General features: G+C 46.5%; 20 protein-coding genes and 2 pseudogenes. 2 read left to right on the top strand and 20 right to left on the bottom strand.

Annotated elements, in window-relative coordinates:
* Window positions 1–45 precede the first annotated feature (45 nt).
* The 4 genes from GBH70_RS07795 to GBH70_RS07780 form a co-directional block, all read right to left on the bottom strand.
* Complete coding sequence (locus GBH70_RS07795; RefSeq protein ID WP_151680515.1) at window positions 46–1,029, bottom strand: L-lactate dehydrogenase; 984 nt, start codon at window positions 1,027–1,029, stop codon at window positions 46–48.
* A 170-nt stretch (window positions 1,030–1,199) separates the two neighbouring features.
* The gene (locus GBH70_RS07790) at window positions 1,200–1,682 is read right to left on the bottom strand and encodes an aminodeoxychorismate lyase (RefSeq protein ID WP_151680559.1); all 483 of its coding nucleotides are present in this window, start codon (window positions 1,680–1,682) and stop codon (window positions 1,200–1,202) included.
* Entirely contained in the window at window positions 1,675–2,058 is a 384-nt protein-coding gene (locus tag GBH70_RS07785) for a hypothetical protein (RefSeq protein ID WP_151680514.1), read from the bottom strand. Before GBH70_RS07785 ends, GBH70_RS07790 begins: the two co-directional genes overlap by 8 nt.
* Before the next feature lie 154 nt (window positions 2,059–2,212).
* Complete coding sequence (locus GBH70_RS07780; RefSeq protein WP_151680513.1) at window positions 2,213–2,773, bottom strand: DUF420 domain-containing protein; 561 nt, start codon at window positions 2,771–2,773, stop codon at window positions 2,213–2,215.
* Between the two features lie 158 nt (window positions 2,774–2,931).
* Between GBH70_RS07780 and GBH70_RS07775 the strand changes: the two genes are divergently transcribed.
* Window positions 2,932–3,720 carry an HAD family hydrolase gene (locus tag GBH70_RS07775; protein WP_151680512.1) on the top strand — a complete coding sequence of 263 codons (789 nt, stop codon included), beginning with the start codon at window positions 2,932–2,934 and terminating at the stop codon, window positions 3,718–3,720.
* Window positions 3,721–3,752: 32 nt separating this feature from the next.
* Here GBH70_RS07775 and GBH70_RS07770 read toward each other — a convergent pair whose 3' ends face one another.
* The 7 genes and pseudogenes from GBH70_RS07770 to GBH70_RS07740 form a co-directional block, all read right to left on the bottom strand.
* Complete coding sequence (locus GBH70_RS07770; protein ID WP_151680511.1) at window positions 3,753–4,130, bottom strand: replication termination protein; 378 nt, start codon at window positions 4,128–4,130, stop codon at window positions 3,753–3,755.
* Between the two features lie 357 nt (window positions 4,131–4,487).
* Window positions 4,488–6,080, bottom strand: coding sequence for a long-chain-fatty-acid--CoA ligase (locus tag GBH70_RS07765; protein WP_151680510.1), 1,593 nt, complete (start codon window positions 6,078–6,080; stop codon window positions 4,488–4,490).
* Window positions 6,081–6,099: 19 nt separating this feature from the next.
* A complete protein-coding gene (locus GBH70_RS07760; protein WP_308696993.1) occupies window positions 6,100–7,518 on the bottom strand; it encodes a class I adenylate-forming enzyme family protein in 1,419 nt (472 codons plus the stop codon).
* Window positions 7,519–7,629: 111 nt separating this feature from the next.
* Complete coding sequence (locus GBH70_RS07755; RefSeq protein ID WP_253693610.1) at window positions 7,630–8,763, bottom strand: CaiB/BaiF CoA transferase family protein; 1,134 nt, start codon at window positions 8,761–8,763, stop codon at window positions 7,630–7,632.
* Window positions 8,764–8,779: 16 nt separating this feature from the next.
* Window positions 8,780–9,425, bottom strand: a pseudogene (locus GBH70_RS07750) (thiolase family protein); the annotation flags it as partial.
* Entirely contained in the window at window positions 9,367–9,672 is a 306-nt protein-coding gene (locus GBH70_RS07745; RefSeq protein ID WP_151680509.1) for an SDR family NAD(P)-dependent oxidoreductase, read from the bottom strand. The gene GBH70_RS07745 and the pseudogene GBH70_RS07750, both read right to left, overlap by 59 nt.
* Window positions 9,673–9,857: 185 nt before the next feature.
* Window positions 9,858–10,037 (bottom strand): H-type small acid-soluble spore protein, encoded by a 180-nt coding sequence (locus tag GBH70_RS07740; RefSeq protein ID WP_151680508.1) that lies wholly within the window; start codon window positions 10,035–10,037, stop codon window positions 9,858–9,860.
* A gap of 136 nt (window positions 10,038–10,173) precedes the next feature.
* Between GBH70_RS07740 and GBH70_RS07735 the strand changes: the two genes are divergently transcribed.
* Window positions 10,174–10,689 (top strand): O-acetyl-ADP-ribose deacetylase, encoded by a 516-nt coding sequence (locus GBH70_RS07735; RefSeq protein ID WP_151680507.1) that lies wholly within the window; start codon window positions 10,174–10,176, stop codon window positions 10,687–10,689.
* Between the two features lie 299 nt (window positions 10,690–10,988).
* Here GBH70_RS07735 and GBH70_RS07730 read toward each other — a convergent pair whose 3' ends face one another.
* The 9 genes and pseudogenes from GBH70_RS07730 to GBH70_RS07690 all read right to left on the bottom strand — a co-directional run bounded on the left by GBH70_RS07730 (window position 10,989) and on the right by GBH70_RS07690 (window position 22,846).
* A complete protein-coding gene (locus GBH70_RS07730) occupies window positions 10,989–12,029 on the bottom strand; it encodes a threonine aldolase family protein (protein ID WP_151680506.1) in 1,041 nt (346 codons plus the stop codon).
* Between the two features lie 138 nt (window positions 12,030–12,167).
* Window positions 12,168–13,148, bottom strand: coding sequence for an MBL fold metallo-hydrolase (locus tag GBH70_RS07725; RefSeq protein ID WP_151680505.1), 981 nt, complete (start codon window positions 13,146–13,148; stop codon window positions 12,168–12,170).
* Between the two features lie 376 nt (window positions 13,149–13,524).
* Complete coding sequence (locus GBH70_RS07720) at window positions 13,525–15,357, bottom strand: sigma-54-dependent Fis family transcriptional regulator (RefSeq protein ID WP_151680504.1); 1,833 nt, start codon at window positions 15,355–15,357, stop codon at window positions 13,525–13,527.
* 175 nt (window positions 15,358–15,532) lie between these two features.
* Entirely contained in the window at window positions 15,533–16,915 is a 1,383-nt protein-coding gene (gene lpdA / locus GBH70_RS07715; protein ID WP_151680503.1) for a dihydrolipoyl dehydrogenase, read from the bottom strand.
* An 18-nt stretch (window positions 16,916–16,933) separates the two neighbouring features.
* Entirely contained in the window at window positions 16,934–18,154 is a 1,221-nt protein-coding gene (locus tag GBH70_RS07710; RefSeq protein ID WP_151680502.1) for a dihydrolipoamide acetyltransferase family protein, read from the bottom strand.
* A gap of 30 nt (window positions 18,155–18,184) precedes the next feature.
* Window positions 18,185–19,213 carry an alpha-ketoacid dehydrogenase subunit beta gene (locus tag GBH70_RS07705; RefSeq protein WP_151680501.1) on the bottom strand — a complete coding sequence of 343 codons (1,029 nt, stop codon included), beginning with the start codon at window positions 19,211–19,213 and terminating at the stop codon, window positions 18,185–18,187.
* 24 nt (window positions 19,214–19,237) lie between these two features.
* Window positions 19,238–20,230 (bottom strand): thiamine pyrophosphate-dependent dehydrogenase E1 component subunit alpha, encoded by a 993-nt coding sequence (locus GBH70_RS07700; protein ID WP_151680500.1) that lies wholly within the window; start codon window positions 20,228–20,230, stop codon window positions 19,238–19,240.
* 172 nt (window positions 20,231–20,402) lie between these two features.
* Window positions 20,403–21,383, bottom strand: a pseudogene (locus tag GBH70_RS07695) (DMT family transporter).
* 83 nt (window positions 21,384–21,466) lie between these two features.
* Window positions 21,467–22,846, bottom strand: a complete 1,380-nt coding sequence (locus GBH70_RS07690) for a dipeptidase (protein WP_151680499.1) — start codon at window positions 22,844–22,846, stop codon at window positions 21,467–21,469.
* Window positions 22,847–22,972: the final 126 nt, after the last annotated feature.

The raw sequence follows: 22,972 nt of genomic DNA, 5'->3' as shown, positions 1-22,972 counted from the left end.
TCTGTAAAATCCGCTGCCCTGTCTAGCAGCGGATTTGGTTCCGGATTAAGCGCCAATAAAGGCTTTTCCGGTTTTCACCGTTTTCATCGTTTCCTGTATGGATTTTGCTGATTCATGCAGCCATGCTGTTTCCTGCTCATCGAGCCCAATTTCGAGCTGCCGTTCTACCCCGTTCCGGCCAATCACACAAGGGATGCTGAGGGCGACATCCCCGTTATAGCCGTATTGGCCATGCAAGGTTGTTGAAACCGGATAAACGCTTTTTTCATCAAGCATGACGGCTTTTGCCAGCGTTACAGCGGCTTGGGCAACGCCGGCATTTGTCCAGCCCTTTCCGTTAAAGACGTCAAAAGCGGTTTTGATGACTTTTTGCCGGAAAGTTTCCCTATCCAGCGGTTCTTTTCCGCCAAAAACCTTATCCAGTTCTTTTTCTCCGAATCCTTGCACATTTAAGCGGCTGAATACCGGGAAAGCCGTGAACCCGTGTTCCCCCATCATATAACCGGTCACGCTTTTCGGATCAATGCCGTAATTAGCGGCAATAATTTGACGGAGACGGGCCGAGTCAAGCATAGTTCCTGTGCCGAAAATCCGTCCCTTAGGATAGCCGAATTCATTTTCGGCAATGTAGACAACCGTATCGAGCGGGTTTGTGATAAAAATAATGACGGCTTCTTTTGTATATTTCGTAATGCCTGCCATCACTTCGCGGATTACTGCGGCATTTGTCACAGCAAGCCCTGCCCGGTCCGGCATTTCCTCCTCATCCGAAGGGATCACACTCGGCCCTGCTGCGCAAATAATAACGTCAGCATCCCCACATTCCGCGTAATCCCCTGCTTTAACGGTTATATTGGTCATATATGTAAGTGCTGTGGCATGTTGCTGGTCGAGCGCTTCGCCAAAAGCCACCCCTTCATCTTTATCGATCACCGCAATCTCAGAAAAGAGACCCAGTTTCATGGCATCTGCCAGTACATATGAACCAACATGACCGACGCCGACAATGGCTAATTTATTCTTTTTCATGGTATCCCCTCCTTGTTTATTTAATTTTAACATTTTAAACCATAAAATTGTAAAGAAAATTTCGCGAACCGCAGTATCAGGAGAAAGATTACGAAAAACCAATTTTGCTAAGGGCATCAAAGCACAAAAAAGCTGCCATAAGCCTTTTTTCAGGCATTTGGCAGCCTATTTTACCGATTTTTGAAAATTGTTGAAATCACTTCATTATAAGACATTGTACTGTCGACAACATAAGTGCCCGGGCGCAAATTGTTTTCAACGCCCTTCTTTTCCACATCTTTGGAGAATTTAAAAGCATCGTCCACAATTTTCGCTTTCTCAAGCAGTCTGCCGACATCAATGCTTGTCATGCCGTCCGTCACTTTGAAGACGACACGGTTTACTGTTTTTGTGTGATGATTTGTAGCAGAAGATTTTTGTGCAGATGATTTGGCATCTGCCAAGTTTTTGTCATATTCAGCTTTTGTCTGCACAATATAACCGGCGCTTTCCAGTTTATCCTTCATTTGTTTTTCGGTAAGCTGCGTGCTTGCTGTTGTTTTTGTTTTGTCAGTCGTTTTGTTCGCTGCTTCACCTGTTCCGGAAAAATAAACGGCTCCTGTAATGGCCGTGGCGATCAAAATTCCAGCGGCAAAGCTGCTCAATTTATTCATTCCCACCGACAACCTTGCTCCTTTCGTTTTTCTCCGCCATATATGGTGCCAAAATGTCCTGGATTTGGCTTACAGATACTTGTTTTTTCCCTGCAATGCTTTCAATGGAGTAGTTGCGTCTATATAAATCCAGCACTTCACGCTTAAATTGTTTTTCTGCCATAGAAAGCTGGATACCGGATTCTTTTTCAAGAATTTCCATATCCAGTTCAACATTCCGGATGCTGTCTTTTAAACTATTGATTTCATCCATTAAGGATAAATGGACCATTTCAACTTCCCGATGCTCATCTTTAGCATGGCTGCGCGCTTTTGCCATCGACATGATAAACAACACCGCGGATACTGCAAATAGTATCGCCAATATCCATCCCATCAGTTGATTCCTCCTTCTTAAAAGTTTTCACCCAGTTTCCTATTATACATGTACAATCCTTAATTTTCGATAAAAATCAAGGATTTGTGACGAAAGTTGTATGGATCCGCACCTAAAAAACACCAACCCGCAAGGAATGGTTGGTGTTTTTCTATTAATAATAAGGCGCCATCATTAAATAAACAATGACACCGGTGATGCTGACGTACAGCCAGATCGGCATCGCCCAGCGGACAATTTTTTTATGCTTTTTCACCTGCATTGTCCATCCCCATACAAGTGCGAACAAAGCTAGCGGCACAATGATTGCAGCGAGGATGCTGTGTGTGGTCAAAATGAAAAAGTAAATGGTGCGGATGGCTCCTGTACCGCCATAGTGTATATCTTTAGGAGCAAAATAATGGAATGTTAAATAAGAAAGCAAAAACAGGAAAGTAGACGTAAACGCCGCTAAAATGAATCCCCTATGGACTTGAATATTTTTACGTTTAATAGCAAACAAAGCGCTGATGAGAAAAATAAACGTAAAGCTGTTAAAAATGGCATTCATTCTTGGAAGAATATAAATATCAAAATTTACTTTTCCTTTATACCCAATGTTTGTAAAAAATAAAAGCAAAATAATAATATTTGCGATAATCGAGACGGTGATAATCAGCGCAGTAAAATTTTTATCGCTTTTCGGTTGATAAGATTGATGGTTTCCTTTGTCCATTTTTATTAGCACCCCGTATATTATTTTATGGATGGTATCCAGCTGTTTAACCCTATCATAACATGAAAAATTACCGGCAAACAATTACAAAGGATTTTCACATCTTTTTGATCATGGTAAAGTATGAATTGTAAATTCTTACATATTGGAGCGAAATGATGGCACAATATCAAGCATTGTTTTTGGATATTGACGGAACGATTTTAACACCTGATGACACGGTCCAGCCCTCAACAAAGCAGGCTGTTGCCGAAGTACAGAAGCAGGGAGTGGAAGTATTTCTTGCAACCGGAAGGCCGATCCATGAAATTTCCTGGCTTGCGGACGAACTGAATATCCAATCCATGATCGGGTATAATGGCGCGTTAGCAGTCCACAGGGGCAAAAATCTTTTTAAAACCGTGATGGACAGCAGTATGGTGGATGAATTTATCGAAATTGCCGCAAAGCACAGCCATGAAGCGATTTTGTATACGGACCGGCAAAATTTTATTACGTCTTTTGATTCCCCCGTCCTGGACAGCTTTTTGAAAAAACTGCATCTCCGCCAGAATGTTTTATACACACCTGAGGTACATGACCAAATATTGGGAATTACGTTCGTAAACATCCACGGGGATGAAGCATCGCTGTATGAAACATACCCTGGGCTGCATTTATCCCAGGTCAATCTCGAAGGGTTCGGGCACTGTTATGATGTCATTCTCGATACGGTCAACAAAGGGATCGCCGTCACAAACGCACTCGGCTTGCTTGGCATCCCGAAAGAAAATGCAATAGCATTCGGCGATGGCATGAATGACAAAGAAATGCTGCTGGCTGCCGGCGAAAGTTTTGCCATGGGCAACAGCGACCCTGAACTGTTTCCTTATGCGAAACGGCGGACGGCAAGTGTAACAGATTCCGGCATTTATAATGGATTAAAAACACTCGGGCTCGTAAAATAACGGAAGCCGGCAGGACACCCCAACCGACTTTTTTATGGAAAATTATCGCGGATTGCTTTCCGCAAAAGCTGTTCGCACCGTTCCAAATCGGCTTTCACGAGCTTTTTATAAGCTTTCGCTTTTTCACTGTCTTTAATTTTATATACTACAATCTCTTTTCTTTTCGCCCCGTCCTGTTTTACTTTCATTTTTGTTAAAATTTGCTCATCATCTTCCAGTTCATGAAGCGCCCGGTAAATTTCGGAATGCTGCGGTTCGAACCCGAACGGTTTGAATTCTTTTTTCAATTCGTCCAATAATTGCAGCCCGTACCAGCGCCCGTTTTCAATATTGGTGATGATATATAATTTTAAAAAAGCACGCTGCTTGATTAAAAAACCGGTGCTTTCCCTTTGCCGCCTCTCTGCCATTTCGATCACCTCTTTTTCTTTTATTATAGTAAAGTGTGTTCCTGGCACACAAAAATTTTGAATCGAACAGACGTTATCTTAATTGTGTCTTTGTTTTTTTTAGATGTGTTGTTAGCACATAGTACTGTTTGAAATTATTCCTTAATCAGCGGATTTCTGCTGCCGATTTTTGCACTGCATGCTGTATCTTTTAATAATTTTTGTGTTATTAGCACATAAAACAGTTAGATATTATCTTGTCTGAAAGGTTGATCCACTCATTTTGGGCGCCATGTGAAAGTTTGTGTTGTCCGCACATAGTGTATTTTGGTTTATCTATTCGCTAAATAAACCGGCATACGCCGGTTTTCAATTTTTTTAATTTACTTTTTTCGGTCCCTTCCAATGCATTTCCCGCAAGCGATATTTCTGGAGTTTACCTGTTGCCGTTTTGGGCAGCGAATCAACAAATTCAACGGCTTTCGGCGCTTTAAAATGTGCCATATTGTCCCGGCAGAACCAGATGATTTCTTCTTCCGTCACCGTTGCATTTTCCTGCCGGACGATGATGGCTTTCGGCACTTCTCCCCATTTCTCGTCCGGTATGGCGATCACGGCTGCCTCTAGGACATCCGGATGCTTATAAAGGATGCCCTCCACCTCGGTTGAAGATATGTTCTCGCCGCCTGATATTATCATATCTTTTGCGCGGTCGCGGATTTCGATATAACCGTCCGGATGCGTTACCGCCAAGTCACCGGTATGGAACCATCCTCCCCGGAAGGCAACCTCCGTCATTTGCGGATCTTTATAATAACCTTTCATTACCACATTTCCACGCGTCACAATTTCCCCCAGTTCTTTGCCATTCCATTCGACCTCTGTGCCGTCCTGGCGCACCACTTTCGTTTCACCGTTAAAAGCCAGTTCAATGCCCTGTCTTGCTTTAATCGCGGCCTGTTCCTCCGCTTTCTTGGAATCAAACGTTTTTTTCCATTCACAGTATAAAATGAAAGGCGTCGTTTCAGTCAGCCCGTAAACATGCATCATCGTTAATCCGAGAATTTCCTGGGCTTTTTGGATCAATGCCGCTGCCGGCGGGGCACCGGCTGTCGCCATGCGCAGGCTGTTCTTCATCTGAATTTCTATTGCTTTCGGATCGTTCACAAGCATATTGACAACTGTCGGCGCGCCGCAAAGCATCGTGATGCCTTTCTTTTCAAACATATCAAGAATTACAGGCGGGTCAATTTTCCGCAGGCAGACATGAGTCGCACCCGCTGCCGTAATCGCCCACACACCGCCCCAGCCGTTTGCATGGAACATCGGAAGTGTGTGCAAATACACATCATCATGGCGGACATTGAGATGGTACAGAAAATCAGCTGCGTTGATATAATTATTCCGGTGCGTCAACATCACGCCTTTTGGTTTGGAAGTTGTGCCGCTCGTGTAGTTTATCGTAAGCAGTTGATTCTCATCAATTTCAACGGACGGCACGACGGCATCATCCGGCACCTGATCGATAAACGCCTCGTAATCAATGCCTTGCAATGAAGTTTGAAATCCATCAACCGAAACTATTATGATTTGATCAAGCGAAAGTTCATCCTTCACCTGCTCGATCGGTTTGCAAAATTCCTCATCCACAATTAAAATTTTGGCATCGCTGTGGTTAATGATGTATTTTAGATCGTCCGTCGACAGACGATAATTTAATGGCACCATGACAACGCCGAGCTGCCCTATACCGTAAAAGCACTCCAGCATGTAATGTGTATTCGGCAGCATCACCGCTACATGGTCGTGCGCGCGAATGCCGGCCCGATACAACGCAATAGACAGCTTGTCAACACGCATCCCGAAAGTTTTATACGTAAATTGCTTTTCTCCGTCAACCACCGCCACTTTGTCCGGATAGTATTTGACAGCCCTGCGTTTCCAATCCAACGGCGTTAAGGCAGATAACATACAGATCATACACTCCTTTTTATGAATTTTGTTTTCGTAAAACATGTTTCATGACTTTACCGCTCGCATTGCGGGGAAGCGCGTCCAAAAATTTCACTTCGGCAGGCCATTTATATTTCGCAAGCTTCTTTGCGCAATAAGCAAGCACAGCTTCTTCGCTAAGATTTCTCCCTTCTTTCAGAACAATATAAGCTTTCGGGACTTCCCCATATACTTCGTGCGGGATGCCGATCACTGCAGCTTCCAATATTTCCGGCATTTCATACAGCACTTCTTCCACTTCAACAGGATACACATTTTCTCCGCCACGAATTAGCATATCTTTTTTACGGCCAACCAAATACAGCAATCCGTCTTCATCAAAACGGCCAAGATCCCCGCTGTACAGCCAGCCGTTCTGCAGCGTCCGACGGGTCTCTTCGTCATTTTTCAAATAGCCCTTCATCACTTGCGGACCTTTTACAACAATTTCGCCAACCTCTCCAACTGAGACCGGATTGCCGTAGTCATCCACCACCCTGATCTCCGTTTGCGGCAGCACTTCGCCGACAGAACCGATTTTTTCCAAGGCATAATGGTCTTTTAATGTGGAAGCAGCAGGCGAGTTTTCCGTTTGGCCGTAAAGGTTTTGCACTTTCACTTCTGGAAAACGCGTCTTCAGCTGCCGTACGAGTTCATACGGCATCGGCGCAGCCCCGTAACAGAACAGACGCAGACGGGATAAATCGGCTTGTGCCATTTTCGGCGTGCCGAGCAGGATGCTGTACATCGCCGGCACACCAAAAAAAACCGTCACCTTCTCTTTTTCCATCGTATCGAGCGTTTTCTCAGGCGAAAAATGTTCTTCTATGATAATTGTGCCACCCTGGTAAATGACCGGTATGCTGAAGACATGGCAGGCCGCACAATGAAAAAGCGGCGTTACAATATGCACGCGGTCTTTGGCGGATAAATCCATCGCTTCCGACCAAATTTGCGCTGCAGCACGGACATTCGCAGCAGATAGCATCACTCCTTTTGGTTTTCCAGTTGTGCCGGAAGTATAAAAGATGACAGCCGTATCTTCAGCATCCGTATAAGGTCTCTGATAATAGTTTCCATATTGCCCGGCAGCAGCTGAAAAAGTATTTTCGCCGCCGACTACCAAACGGTCATGAAATTTCTCAAATTCTTGCTTGTTTTCCTGTAATGCATCGTGAAAACGATAATCATAGATGAGGGCTTTTGCTTCGGAATGTGTAAAAATATATTGTACTTCCGGCGGGGCAAGTTTCGCGTTGACGGGCATGACTGTAAAACCTCCGAGATGGCAGGCATAATAAGAAATTAACAGCTCATCGTGAAGGAAAAGGGCAATAATGTCGCCTTTTTTGTAACCTTTTTGCTGAAAATACGCGGCTAGGCTTTTCGCCTGTCCGAAAAACTGTGCGTATGTCAATTCCTTTCCCCTTTCCCTGGTAAGATGTAATGATACGGTCGGGCTGTGTTTTCGCGTGTAGTTCCAGCCGCTCTGCTACTAACATGGCCGCCACTCCTTTTCGGATATTTTCTATTCATGTAACGTCCGGGAGTCCCCCAGTTTTGGTGCTTCGAAACGAATTTTTCCCGGTGTGTCGGATAACTTAATCGGAATGCCGATTTGCTTTACTTCGCCAACATTTTCAACCGGAACCGTCTGGATCATTTTCCTGGCGACGACTTGCTGATGATGCTCCATTTCGGAAAAATCCAGTACCGGGGTAACACAGGCTTCCGTATCTTTAAAAATCTCCATCCATTCAGAAAGTGATTTCTGAAGTTTAATTGTTTCGATTTCCCGTTTTAATTTTTCCTGTACAATTGGTTCGTTTTGCAGCGGGATCAGATCCGGTCTCATAATGCCATTACAAAAATTGGCCCAAAATTTCGGCTCCAAGGCGCCAACTGCCAGCCATCGCCCGTCCTTTGTTTCATACACCCCGTAGCAGGCAAGCGCACCGGATAGCATTTGCTTCCCGCGTTTCGCATCAATCTTTTTCATCAAGTAGTTTGGGAGTGTTGCCTGCATGAAGGAAAGCACCCCGTCCATCATTGAAATATCGACAAACTGGCCTTTCCCGGATTTTTCCCTTTCCAAAAGCGCGAGCAGAATCCCCACCACTGCCGGATAAGCCCCGCCCCCGATATCCGCGATCTGCACCGCAGGGACAACAGGTTTCCCGCCTTTTTCTCCCATGAGATTCAGGAGGCCGGCATAACTAATATAATTAATATCGTGACCCGGCATTTGGGCATAGGGGCCGGTCTGCCCATACCCCGTGATGGCGCAATAAACAAGGCTTGGATTTGCTTTTTTCAATGTTTCATAATCAAGACCGAGCCGTTTCATGACCCCGGGGCGGAATGATTCCACCACTACATCGGCTGTTTCCGCCATTTTTAAAAATTCCTTTTTGCCTTCCTCAGACTTTAAATCGAGCACAATGCTTTTTTTGTTCCGGTTCAAGGAATGAAACATCGTACTGTTTTCATCGAGCTTCGGTTCAAAATGGCGCGCGTAGTCTCCAGCCCCTGGCGCTTCTATCTTGATCACTTCCGCTCCGAAATCAGCAAGGATCATTGTACAGAACGGGCCAGGCAAAAGCCTTGACAAATCCAATACAACAATATCGATTAATGGAAAAATACAACTCCCTCCTCTCAATGAGAAAAAAGCACCTTTAATCCAATCTTTCAATTATGGTGACATTTGCCATTCCATGCCCTTCGCACATCGTCTGCAGGCCATATCTGTCGCCTGTCCTCTCCAATTCAAGCATCCATCAATTTGTCATCAGCCTGGCCCCGCTTGCGCCAAGCAGATGCCAAAGCATGATCGCACCCCCATTCGGATTCAGCTTCTTAGCATCAGCGTCAGTTTCGGCCAGTCAGGGAAGGGGTACGGAAGCAAAAGCCTCATTCACTTCAAACACATCAATATCCTGGATCGTAAGTCCCGCTTTTTTCAGCACTTTTTCGGTCGGGTCCGTCTGCATCAATGTCAGATCAGACCCGACAACAGAACGTGCTACCACCCTGAACCGGGGTTTCAGGCCAAGGTCTTCCGCTTTTTCGCGCGACATCAGCAAAATCGCCGCTGCGCCGTCGCCGATTTGGCTCGAATTTCCAGCCGTAATATGTCCGGCTTCTTTAAACGCCGGCTTCAATCCTGACAGTTTTTCTAACGATGTATCTTCCCGTGGCCCTTCGTCTTTATCCACGATCGTATTCATACCGCCCGGTAAAACGACCTCAAGCGGGCATGATCTCACGGTTGAAACGGCCTTCTTTTTGCGCCTGCAGTGCGCGCCGGTGGCATCCCAGAGAAATCAAGTTTTTTGGCTTCGCCGCTCCCGGCACAGTTTACTAAAATGTTAACGCTTTCAATTCGTTCCAAGGTGGCGTGCACACTTTCCTCATCGGCCACATTTGCTTGGATAAAGCGAACTTGATCCCCCAGTTCTTCTGCGAGCTTCTCTCCTTTTTCTTTCTGAAGGTCCAAAATATATGCCTTCACGCCACTTGCGGCAATCCTTCTTACCGTTGCTTCGCCGAGTCCTGACGCCACGCCCATCACGCTTGTTCAGTTTCCGATATCCATTTCCCAAACCCCTTTGCGAAAAATTGAAAGCCATTCAGTGATTTGTAAACTGGCTTTCTATCATGGCGACCAATCCGTACTTAAAATTCTAAATGTTTGATTTTTTTGTGTCAAGCTGATTTTTTTCAGAAAAAACGCCGCTATTTTGAGCGGCGTTTTTAATGTTCAAGCAAATTGGTTACGGATACACTCATCTTTTCATCCGGTTTATCGAGTAGATGGACGGTTGCTGTCCCTTTCTGCCGGTCGACATGTTCAATATAAATTCTCTCGCCATTCAAGGTAACATTCACCATCTCCGAAGAATTCATAATTTCTTGCGCGCGTTGTATGTCCATATAAGGTGCCTCCCGTTGTATTTTTACAATAAAAGTATGGATGTAAACGTTTTTTACTATACCGGTTATTTTGGAAAAGGTGTGTTCCCCTTGCCTGTGGTAAAATAGTACAAGGAAGACACGGGGAGGTCGGCAAATGAAATCTTTTCAAATAATGCTTGGCGATATTACGACGGTTGCTGCAGATGCGATTGTTAATGCGGCAAACACGACATTGCTCGGCGGAGGGGGTGTTGATGGGGCAATCCATCGGGCAGCAGGGCCTGAACTGTTGGAAGAATGCCGGAAATTGAACGGCTGCCCAACCGGAGAAGCAAAAATTACAAAGGGCTATCGGCTGCCGGCAAAATACGTAATCCATACACCGGGTCCGGTATGGCAGGGAGGCGACCATCGTGAAGCCGAATTGCTGGAAAACAGTTACAAAAACAGCCTGAAACTGGCGGAATTGCACGGATGCCGAACCGTTGCATTCCCTTCCATCAGTACCGGCGTTTACCAGTTCCCGCTCGATCAGGCCGCCAAGATCGCTGTCCGTACAATCCATCGGTTCCTTGAAACATCCGAACGCGTCCAGGAAGTTTGGATGGTTTGCTTTGACGAACGGACAAAACAGGCATACGAAAAAACGGAATCAGATTTCTCCTCATGATTCCGCTTATTTTTTTGAAGTACCTCACGCACAAACATACGTTCTATTATCACATATATCCGGTATAATAAAAACTGGCGAGATATGAAACATACGATCGGACAGCGACCCCTTACAGACCGGGGATGGCGTATTCATGCTGTTGGACGGAAAAAATCGTCCACTTCATATGCCATGGTAGTGGCTGTAATTGAAGCGGATTACTTAAAAACAGTTTTCATTCATGCGCTGCTCTGCACTATATGTTGCCTTTTCCTCCGGTGTTTAGCCCACTGGCGTTTTTATTCACATTCGGATGATTACGCTTTTCCCGGTACCCTGTTAGTCTTTACGTCTGCAATAAAAGCCCGCACCATATCCTCTTTCGCCGCCCATGAAGTAACAAGCCGGATGGCGGAATGCCCGCCATCAACTTTTTCCCATACCAGAAACGCATATTTCTTCTCAAGCTCAGCGATCAGCGCGTTCGGAAAGATCGGAAAAATCTGGTTGGTAGGGGAATCAGTAAGAAATTCAAAACCCGCTTCACTGATTCCTTCCCGAAGCAAGGCCGCCTTTTGATTCGCTTGCATGGCCAGTTCAAAAAAAAGATTGTCCCGGAAAAGCTCCACAAACTGGATTCCAATCAGCCTCCCTTTTGCCAGCAGCGCTCCTCTTTGCTTCATCAAATAACGGAAGTCTGCTTTCAGTACATCATTGCAAATCACCAATGCTTCACCGAGCAACGCGCCGTTTTTTGTTCCGCCAATGTAAAAAGCATCAACAAGATCGGGAATCTCTTCAAGCCTTAAATCACTGCCGTCCGCGCATAATGCCGATCCCAGCCTTGCCCCGTCCATATACAAGAGCAAATCATGCTCTTTGCAAAAAACGCTCAATTCCTCAAGTTCTCGCTTATGATAAACTGAACCGATTTCGGTTGATTCTGATATGTATACAAGCTTTGGTTTTACCATATGTTCGTCGGGATGACCGTCGAGAATTTGCTGGATATGGGCAGGGGTCAATTTCCCATCGGCCGTTTTCATTGCAACAACTTTATGGCCAGTTGCTTCGATCGCACCTGTTTCGTGGGTAAAAATATGGCCGGTTTCAGCTGCAATCGCCGCTTCGTGGGGCTTTAGGAATGAAGAAATGGCCGTCAGGTTGGTTTGCGTCCCACCCGATAATAGGTGAATATCCACATCATTGCGCCCAAGCCTATTCTTCAGCAGTTCAACCGCCTGCTGTGAATACCGGTCTTCCCCGTATCCGGCTTCCTGTTCAAAATTTGTTTTCATTAACGCTTTCAAAATACGGGGATGTGCCCCTTCGCTGTAATCATTTTTGAAACTGTACATGCGATCAACTCCAAATTCTTTTAAAATCTATTAAGTCAATTATAGCAGCAATTTTTTGATTTCTTGTCAAACTGTAAAAAAATAATCTGCTTTAAAATCCATTGCAGCGGATTCCAAAGCAGACCATTTGAAAAACTACTACCGGATAAAATAAAAAATATTCCCGCCAACCATCTCACTGGAAATTTTCCCGGCCGATTCAAGATAGATGCATCTTGTAACCGTTGCCATAAACGGTGAAAAAAATTTTTTGATCCCGACGTCGCCATAGACTTCGCGGCAGATTTGGGCAGCTGTTTTCCGGCCCGTTTCCAGCGACTCCAGAATTTGATCCAACCGGTGCTCATGGCGCATACGGATACTTTCCGCCCGCTCCTTTACATCGCCAATCAAACCGCCGTGCCCCGGCAGTGCGACATTTGCCGGCAAGTCTTTGATCCGGTCCAAGGAGTCAAAATAATCTTGTAACGGATTCTCATCTTTTTCCGACCATGCCGCCACAATCGGAGACAGGTCTTTTAATACATGGTCCCCGAGCACCATGATTTTCTTTTCGCGGTTGTAAAAACAAAAATGGTCCGGTGCATGGCCCGGCGTCCAAATCGTTTCATATTCATCGTCCCCTAAGAAAATCATTTCACGATTCGTAAAAAGTCCATCCGGCTCAAAGTCGTATTTCGGGATTTCCCTTGCGTAATTCCGCTTCGGCAAGGCAGGCCCGCCGTGTTTTTGTAAAATATGGTCATACTTATCATGCGAAGCTGTAAACCGCGCTTTTGTTTCCTGCACCACCTGCCAGCTTAAATCCGACATGAAAATGGGCACATGATACTGTTCTTTTAGCCACTTCGCAAGCCCGAGATGATCGGGATGCGCATGGGTCAATACAAGTTTTTCAAGCGGGAAGCCAGGTTCAAGCAACGCTTCCCAGGTGTTCATTGCGCCTTCATGGTAATCCCCTGTATCGACAACGGTATATCCTTTTTCCCCTTTAAACAGATAACAATTGACCGCCCGCATACCAAACGGAAAACGGACAACCAGCTTGTAGACATTTTCTGCCACTTTCGTTAATCTATCCCCGGCACATCTTTCCGTTTTCTCTGCAAAATTTGCCAAATCCATCCCTCCTCACATTTAGAATACCTTTTCAGGAGAAAATCGGCAAATGATTTTTATAATTTTTCAAATATACTGCCTTAGTGTTCCGCAATAGACGGTCCCTGAAACTTTAGGTCCGACGAATCGAAACGAACCATAATCAATAGCATCCAGCAAAAATCGGTCAGGCGCCAGCGGAAGTTCTTTTATTCTATGTTTCGCGGTTTCCACCTTAAATTCGCCTGCAGTAATATAAAAGCAATGCAATTTTTTATAAAAAACTCAAAATACGTATACCTTTGATCTCTTTCTATATCATACATCAAGCAACTGAATCACCCGGTTTCTTCACTATATATGTTTCTACCCCCTGAAACGGGGCGTCAAACCCTTATCACAGGCCGTATTTCCGCAGTTTCCTGTAAAAAGTGCTGCGCGGAATGTCCAGTAATTTCGCCGCAGCTGCCGCTTTACCTTTCGTATGCTTTAACGTTTCAATGATCATATCGCGCTCGATTTTCTCCCTGGCGCTCAGTTCCGGTGCCTGTTTTTCCGCTTCGGGCAACCCTTTTTGGGCGGAAAAATAATTGCGGACGTACCGCTCCACTTCTTCCTCACCTGCCATGTTGAGCAACTGCATATTTTCAAGAACGTTCATAAGTTCGCGGATATTGCCCGGCCAATCATAATCCAGCATCTTTTCCATGGCGAATCGCGGCACAACAAAATCCCAATTCCGCTGCTTGCATAAATACCTTATGAGTGCCGGGATGTCTTCTTTTCTCTCCCTCAGGGGCGGCACATGGATCGGAAAGACAAAAAGGCGGTAGTATAAATCCTCGCGGAACTTTCCTTCTTTCACGAGCTTCGGCAAATCCCTGTGGGTGGCGGCCACGATCCGGACATCGACAGCTACTTCTTTCGCCGCGCCGACCGGAACCACTTTTCTTTCCTGCACTACGCGTAATAATGCCGTCTGCATCGAAAACGGCAGTTCAGCCACTTCATCCAAAAATAACGTACCGCCGTTTGCCTGTTCAAATTTCCCTTTGTAACCGTGCTTTTTTGCGCCGGTAAAAGCCCCTTCCGCATAGCCGAAAAACTCGCTTTCCATTAAATCCCGGGGAATGGCGCCGCAATTGACCGCAACAAACGGCCCGTTTTTCCGCCTGCTGTTTTCATGGATAGCGCTCGCAATAAGCTCTTTTCCAGTGCCTGTCTCCCCCGTGATAAAACAGGTGGTATCGGATAATGCCGCGAGCTTTGTTTTTTGTAATGTATCTTGAAAACTTTTATTAATGCCTGCTGCACCTTGAAAATGGAATGTTTCTTTTTGGTTTTTACGGATTAACTGATTTGGATATTCCGATAGTAAGAAACATGTACCAATTTTTTCCTGATAGGAAGACAAAAGTGGAGACTGTTTTAAAATGGTGAATGCTTTAGAGGTGATTTCTTCAAGCGGTCTCCCGAAATAACCCGGCACCTTTTCGCGGACAGGCCGGCTTGCCGCAACGGCTTTTCCTTCCTGATCCACAATCACAAACGGCTGATCCGTATATTGTTCCGCCAATTTAACAGCCTTTTGGACCAATACTTCATGCCGGAGGGAGGCAAGACGGAATGTTTCCTGTTCCACGGCATAAGCCAATGAAGAAGCCATGCCGAGCATAAAAGGATGAGACTGTTCATACGGGCAGGATAAATCAATCACACCCAATAAATTTTTGCGGCTGTCGTAAATCGGTGCGGCAGCGCAGCTCCATTGGTGGGAAGCAATCGAAAAGTGCTCGGTGCCATTGACCATAACGGCTTCGCCTGTCTGCAGCGACGTTCCGATCGCGTTTGTCCCCACCTGTTCTTCCGTCCAGCAAACGCCTTCGACAAAATTAATTTTTTCGGCTTCATGGATCGTTCTCAGGCTTCCTGAAATCGACAATACATAGCCTTCGGGGTCGATGATCAGCGCCATCATCCCGGCTTCACGAATCATATGCTCCATTTGCTTCAGGTGTTTTGCCATAGTATCCAAAAATACTTTATGTAATTCCCGCTTTTTTGCAAGTTTATAGTCCGGCAGGATATGCTGCCCTTTCCGCAAATAAGGGTTGACATCCCGCTTTTTGCAACGGTACCATGATTCTGCGATTCTTTTGTTCAGCCTGGCCGGATCCAATGTTCCTTCCTGTACAAACCGTTTCCAAGTATTCAAATAACATACCGCCATCTTTCATCCCTCCCGATTTATAATAGAAATGTTTCGAAACAGGAATGAAGTTCGTGGTGACTACTTTTCTATTATAAACGAATCTAGAAAGCGTTTTCAATATAACAAAGTGGCTAATCGTTTTTATAAAAAAAATTGAAATAGATTTCCCGGCAGTTTTCCGACTGCCGGGAAATCATAATATATGCACGGCCTGGCCTGTTGCATTCAGCAACGCTTCATGGATCGCTTCCGAAACAGTCGGGTGGGCGACAATATACTGATCAAGCATATCGGCCGTCATTTCCGCATTCAGCATCAGCGCCCCCTGCCCGATCAATTCCGTTGCATGCGGGCCCGCAATGGACAAACCGACCACTTCTTCATATTCCAGTTCAATTACGACTTTGACTTTTCCCGCCTGCTCCCCGGAAATCATCGCTTTTCCGTTTGCCGAAAACGGGAATTCGCCGATCCGGACCGAACCATACATCTCTTTTGCCTGCTTTTCAGTCAAGCCGACGCCGGCAATTTCAGGAAAAGTGTAAATGCAGCGTGGAACGGCCCGGTAATTGGCTGAAGTTTCGATGCCGCACGCATTTAACGCGGCAACTTTGCCTTCGTGGAAGGCGACATGGGCAAGCTGGATGCCGCCGATGCAATCTCCACATGCATAAATATCCGGATGGGTCGTCTGCATTTTTTCGTTCACCATAATCCCAGTTTTTGAATACTCCACACCGGCGTTTTCCAGCCCCAGGCCTTGTGTATTCGGTTTTCTTCCGATGGAAACAAGCGCGTAATCCGCATACATCTCAACATTTTGACCTGCATGTTCTACAACAGCGCAATTCTTTTCCGGATCCAATTCCTTCACCGCTGCAGACTTGTAAATGTTCACCCCGTCTTTTTCCAGCTGTTCCTTTAAAATTGCCGCGATATCGGCATCTTCACCCGGCAAAATCTGGTCCGCCATTTCCACGATTGAAACCTTTACGCCAAGCCGGCTGTAAATGCTGGCGAACTCGCACCCGATTACACCGCCGCCGACAATCAATAAGGAAGATGGAATCCCGGGCAGGGACATAGCCTGCGTGCTGTCGATCACCCATTTTCCGTCAAACGGGGCGAACGGGAGCGCGGCTGGCTCCGACCCCGTTGCAATGATAAACCGGTCCGCTTCGATCTCAACAGTGCCGTTCGACGTTTCCACTAAAACGGAGCAGCTCGATTGGAAGACTGCCTTTCCCTGCACCACTTTAATCTTATTTTTCTTCATTAAGTATTGAACGCCCTGCACAAGATGCGAAACAATGGCATTTTTCCTGTCAAGCACTGCCGTCCAGTCAACTGTAACATCCCGACCGTTTAACCGGATGCCGAATGTTTCTTCATGCTGTATGTCCCTGTATCGTCCGGCGCTTTCCAAAAGCGTTTTGGTCGGTATGCATCCTTCATTTAAGCAGGTGCCGCCTAAAGATGCCTGCTCAATCAATATGACACCTGCCCCCTGCTGTGCCGCTGTAATGGCGGCGACGTACCCGGCTGGCCCGCCGCCGATAATCGCGATCGTTGCCAATTTTTCTCCCTCCTTTCTTCACAAAAGCATCGTAATCGGCTCTTCCAAATATTGTTTTACAGTTTGTAAAAAGGCTGCTGCAGGCGCCCCGTCGAGCGCGCGATGGTCAAACGTCAGGCTGAGCGGCAGCCGGCTCCTTTTTTTTACCGTATCACCAATAAACACAGCTTCGTCCGAAACCGCACCGATGCCTAAAATGCCGGCTTCCGGAGGATTTAAAATTGGGGTGAAAAATTCAACGCCGCTTGCTCCGAGGCTTGAAATTGTAAATGTCGAACCCTGCAAATCGTCGGTTAGTAGTTTTCCCTCCCGTGCCGCTAGTGCTTTTTCTTTTATTTCTTTTGACAGCTCGATCAGCGTTTTGCTTCCCGCGTTGCGGATGGCCGGAACAACGAGTCCTTTTTCAAGCGCAACCGCAATGCCTAAATGAACGTCCGGATAGGTGACAATCGAATCATCAATGTACGCGCTGTTCATAATCGGATGCTGCTTGAGTGCCAGAATAACGGCCCTCGCGACAAAATCGGTCATCGTCAATTTGCCGCCGTAACGCTTAGCCACCGTTTCTTTTGATTGTTTTTGCAAAGCAACCAGTTCTGTTACGTCGGCTTTCATTGTAATCGTAAGCTGCGCTGTGCTTTGCAGGCTGTCGAGCATTCGGCCGGCAATCACTTTACGCATGCCGGAAACCGGTGTCCGTTTCGCCGTTTCCGCCGCAGGTTCAGCCTTTTCGATCCGTGTTTCCGCCGAATTTTCTTTTAATGCTTTCATTGCCCGCTGAACATCTTCTTTTGTAATTCTTCCTCCCGGTCCGGTGCCTTGGATGTCTTCCGGTTTAAGGCCCGCTGCTTCCGCCATTTTCCGCGCAACCGGGGAGATTTTGACCTGCTCTTTTTCCTGCCTTAACGGATATTTTCCAATATTATCCACTTTCACGCCCCGTTCTTCGTTTTTCTCCTCGGCTGCCTGCACCGCGGTTTTGCTTGCTTCAACTTTTTCACCTGGGTTTCCGATATAGCAGATCACCGTTCCGGGCGGCACCCCTTCTCCTTCCGGCACATTGATTTTTAAAATGGTCCCATCAGCCGGTGATTCAATCTCCATTTCAATTTTTTCCGAATTGATATTGGCGATTAGATCGCCTTTTTTGACAGGATCACCTTCCGTTTTATTCCATTGTGAAACCGTTCCTTCCTTCATGGCCATCCCCAGCTTTGGCATGATGACTTCAACCGGCATGCCGATCACTCCTTTCTTTCTATCTGTCTGTTATTGTCCGATTGGTTCCCCTAAAATTTCCGATACAGCTTGCACGATTTTTTGCGGTGACGGCAAATACAAGTCTTCCAGCACCGGCGAGAACGGAACCGGCGTGTGCGGCGCAGTGATACGTTTGATCGGGGCATCAAGATCGTCAAATCCTTTATCCGCAACAAGTGCCGCAATATCAGTCGCAACATTGCACCTCGGATTGGCCTCATCGACGACGATCAGCCTGTTCGTCTTTGCAACCGATTGGAGAATCACGTTTTCATCGAGCGGCGATAAGCTGCGCGGGTCTACCACTTCAACTTCTATCCCGTTATTGGCAAGGGTTTCCGCTGCCTCGAGCGCTGTCTGGACCTGCTTTCCGATCGCAACAATGGTTAAGTCGCTGCCTTCACGCTTGATATCCGCTTTGCCGAGCGGGATCGTATAATAATCTTCCGGCACCTCCCCTTTCATGTTGTAAAGCGTTTTATCTTCGAAAAAGATCACTGGATCATTGTCTTCGATCGCAGCGAGCAGGAGCCCTTTTGCATCGTAAGGCGTGGACGGGACAACCACTTTTAAGCCCGGGATTGCGGTAAAAAGCGCATACAGGCTTTGCGAGTGCTGGGCCGCCGCCCGGAATCCCGCGCCATACATTGTCCTCACCGTGACCGGCACCTGCGCTTTCCCGCCGAACATGTAGCGGAACTTTGCGCCCTGGTTCAGCACTTCGTCCAAACAGCTGCCGATAAAATCGTTGAACATGAGCTCTGCAATCGGCCTTAAGCCAGTTGACGCCGCGGCCATCGCAGCCCCCATATAGCCCGCTTCCGTAATTGGTGTATCGAGAATGCGTTCACGGCCGAATTCCTGGACAAGGCCTTTTGTGACGCCGAGCACACCGCCCCATGCTTCCTCGTCCTGCAGATGGTCGACTTCCGCGCCGCCTGCAACATCTTCCCCCATTAGAATGACATTTTCGTCTTTCCTCATTGCAAGTTTAATCGCTTCATTGATCGCCTGTGACATCGTGATTATTCTTCCCATTTGAAATCCCTCCTTTTTCATGGATTAGTAAGATACATATACATCCGTCAACAGCTCGGACGAATCCGGATAAGGGCTTTCTTCGCTGAATTTCACGGCTTCGGTAATCTCGTTGTCTACTTTTTGTTCCAGGCTGTCGATTACCGATTCGGTCATCAAATTTTGCTCAATCAAATATTTTTTAAACTGCAAGATGGCATCCTTTTCGTTCAGCTGCTCTGCTTTTTCTTTTTCCGCTTTATAGGTCTGCGCATCGCCTTCAAAATGGCCGTAGTTCCGATAAGTCACACATTCAATTAAAGTCGGGCCTTCCCCGTTGCGCGCCCTTTCCACCGCTTCCTTCGCAGCTTGGTACACAGCGACAACATCTTTCCCATCGACGCGCACACCAGGAATATTATAGGAAATGGCCCTGTCTGCGATCGTTTTGCAACTGGATGCATAGGAGAAAGGCGTAGCTTCTGCGTAGCCGTTATTTTCTGCAACAAACACAACCGGAAGCTTCCAAGCTGCCGCCAAATTGATGCCTTCGTGGAAAGTGCCGTGGTTGTTCGCGCCGTCGCCAAAGAAGCAAACGCTTACATTTCGGGTCTTTTTATACTTCGCTGTCAGCGCTGCTCCGCATGCAAGCGGAAATCCACCACCGACAATCCCGTTTGCCCCGAGCATCCCTTTATCCAGGTCGGCAATATGCATCGATCCTCCTTTTCCTTTGCACAGGCCAGTTGCTTTTCCGTAAATCTCCGCCATCATCCCTTTTAAATCGCAGCCTTTGGCAATACAGTGACCATGGCCGCGGTGCGTGCTCGTTATCGTGTCTTCATTGTTCAGATGGGCGCAAACTCCGACGGCCACCGCTTCTTCACCGGCATACAAGTGGACAAATCCCGGCAAAATTCCGGTCGCAAACACTTCATGCACTTTGTCTTCAAATTTGCGGATTTCAAACATTTTTTGGATCATCCAATGCGCCTTTTCCCTGCTTAACTGCAGTTCACTTGCTTTTAATGTTTCCATCCAACCCATCCTCCTTGTCATAATTCTTTCGCCTAATATATACGCAAAAAGTATGCCAAATGAAAAAGCCTTGCTGCGGCGGTTTTTTCAAAAATTACAGAAACAAAAAATGAGACAAATTGGGACAACAGTCTCAAAGTGTCTCATTTTGTCTCAAATTTTCCCGATCAAATTATACACTTGTCTCGGTTTCTTTCACATCGTAAGCAGCAGGCGTTTCAACTCTACGGGAAGTGAGGCTATGCAGCACCATTCCGGCAATAACGGTCATGATTCCAATCCAGGAAATTAACGGGGTATTGGAATTGATAAAAAAACCATTTCCCCAAAAAGCGCAAACAGTACTTCTAAAGACTGGGTCGCCTCTACGAGTAATAATTTTGCCATATCACCACGGACAAGATCGGTTGCTTTAAAAAACAGTACCGTTGCGATCACCCCGGAAAAAATTGCGACGATGTCCGACTGGATGATTTGCGTTTCAGCAGGCGGCCCGGATGTATACAGACAGTAAAGGGAAAGGATGAACCAAAAAGGCAGACTTGCAAGCGTCATGCCGAGCACGCGCTGGAATGTATCAAGACGCCCTTCGCAAATTTCCATCATTTTGCGGTTCCCCAATGGATATGCAAAAGTTGCCACGAGCACCGGCAATACGCCCAAAGCAATTTGATGCAATGAAATGCGGCCGGCCTGTTCCAGCTGCATAAGAAAAACTCCTAATAAAATCAAAAGCGACCAGCGCAGCCCCAGGAACGGAATTTTTTTCCGCATTTTTACCTGCCCTTTTTTTGTTTGGACGGTTTTAAAAAAGAAAGGCGCCAGCAGCGACCCGGATAATCGTAATCTGCCAGGTGCCCGCAACAAGCCAGCCCGGCGCAAATGCTGCCGCATAACATAACGGCGCATAAAAAAGCACAAAGCCTGAAAAGCTCCACAACAGCCACTGAAAAGGCCGCTTTCGCATTTCCTTCCAAAGCCCGCTAAATTTCTTCCTCGCGAATACAATCGTCAAAAGAAAAGGCACCATAAAAATATACCTTAAAGAAGCGCTCCAAATCCAGCTGCCCCCTGACAGCTCCATCGAACGGTTTAAAATAAATGTCATCGCAAAAAAGAAGGCGGCACATACTCCCAATATGACCGGGCGCATTCCTCCCACACTCCTGTCCCAGCAGTTTTGGAATACAGAAAAATCGAAAAGTCCCTATGAGGGGGGCTCTCCCCATCAATATTTTATGAAAAGATTAACGTTTGCAGCTCATTCCAATAGGCACAAATTGTTTCCAAACCTTTGCCAAAGTTTTCTAGATGGAAATGTTCGTTCGGCGCATGGGCATTTTCGGTCGGAAGCGCAAACCCCATCAGCACTACCGGCAGTTTTAAAATGTTATCAAAGGCCGCCACGATCGGAATCGAACCGCCGCCACGGGTATACGTCACCGGCACTTGGTACACTTTTTCATACGCCCTGCCGGCAGCCTGGATGGCCGGGTGGTCCAATGGTGTAACATACGGATAGCCTTTATCAAACTCGGTTACCGTAACGGTTACACCTTTTGGGGTATGGGCATGGATATGTTTTTTCAATAGTTCCAGAATTTCATACGGATCCTGCTTCGGCACGAGCCGGCATGTCATTTTGGCAAACGCTTCGGACGGCAGCACGGTTTTCAGCCCTTCCCCGGTAAAGCCGCTCTGCATGCCGTTGATTTCAAGCGTCGGGCGGACGGATGTCCTTTCCGTATACGAATATCCTTTTTCCCCGAAAAGCTCCGGTACGCCAAGTTGTTTACGCAGTTTTTCCTCATCCACCTGCAATTTGGCGAAGGCTTCTTTTTCTTCAGCTGTCAGTTCCTCCACTTTATCGTAAAATCCTTCCACTAAAACTTTGCCGTCTCTATCATGGAAAGACGCCAATAATTCGACAAGTGCCGTTGCTGCGTTTTGGACACCGCCGCCGTACTCACCCGAATGCAGATCGCTTGTCGCTCCTTTCACATTGATTTGAAGGCCGCATAACCCGCGCAGCCCGTAACAGATCGTTGGCTTATCTTTTTCCGGCATGCCAGTATCGGATATGACGATCAAATCCGCCGCCAAAAGATCCTTATGTTCTTCCACAAAGGCCGGCAGGTGCGGGCTGCCGATTTCTTCCTCTCCTTCGAAAAGCACTTTTATATTGACAGGCAGCTTGCCATCCGTTTGCAGGAACGCATCGATTGCTTTGACATGCATAAAAATCTGCCCTTTATCATCGCTCACACCGCGGGCATAAATTTTATCATCGCGAATTTCCGGCTGAAAGGGATCGCTTTCCCATAAGTTCAGCGGATCAACCGGCTGGACATCGTAATGCCCGTAAATAAGGACAGTTGGTTTCCCATCCGCGTGCAGCCAGTCAGCATAAACAACGGGATGCCCTTTCGTTTTCATGACCTCCGCATGTTCCATTCCGGTTTTCTCCAGTTCCGCTTTTAACCATTCTGCCGCATTCCTGACATCTTCTTTATATTCAGATAAGGAACTGATGCTCGGGATTTTAAGAATGTCAAACAGTTCCTTAAGATGCTGTTCACGGTGCTCCTGTAAATACTGTTGGTAAGTTTGTGGCATAATGGTACCTCCTTTAATTTCACATTATTATTGTAAACCAAGTTGCATTGTTTTTCCATTTTTAAAAATTCGGTAACTTATATCATTCAAAAGCGCATGGACTCTTACATTTCTTTCGGCGCCTTT

Source organism: Weizmannia acidilactici (assembly GCF_008974225.1).
Classification (GTDB): Bacteria; Bacillota; Bacilli; order Bacillales; family Bacillaceae_C; genus Weizmannia; species Weizmannia acidilactici.
This window is presented reverse-complemented; position numbering and strand designations above follow the sequence as displayed.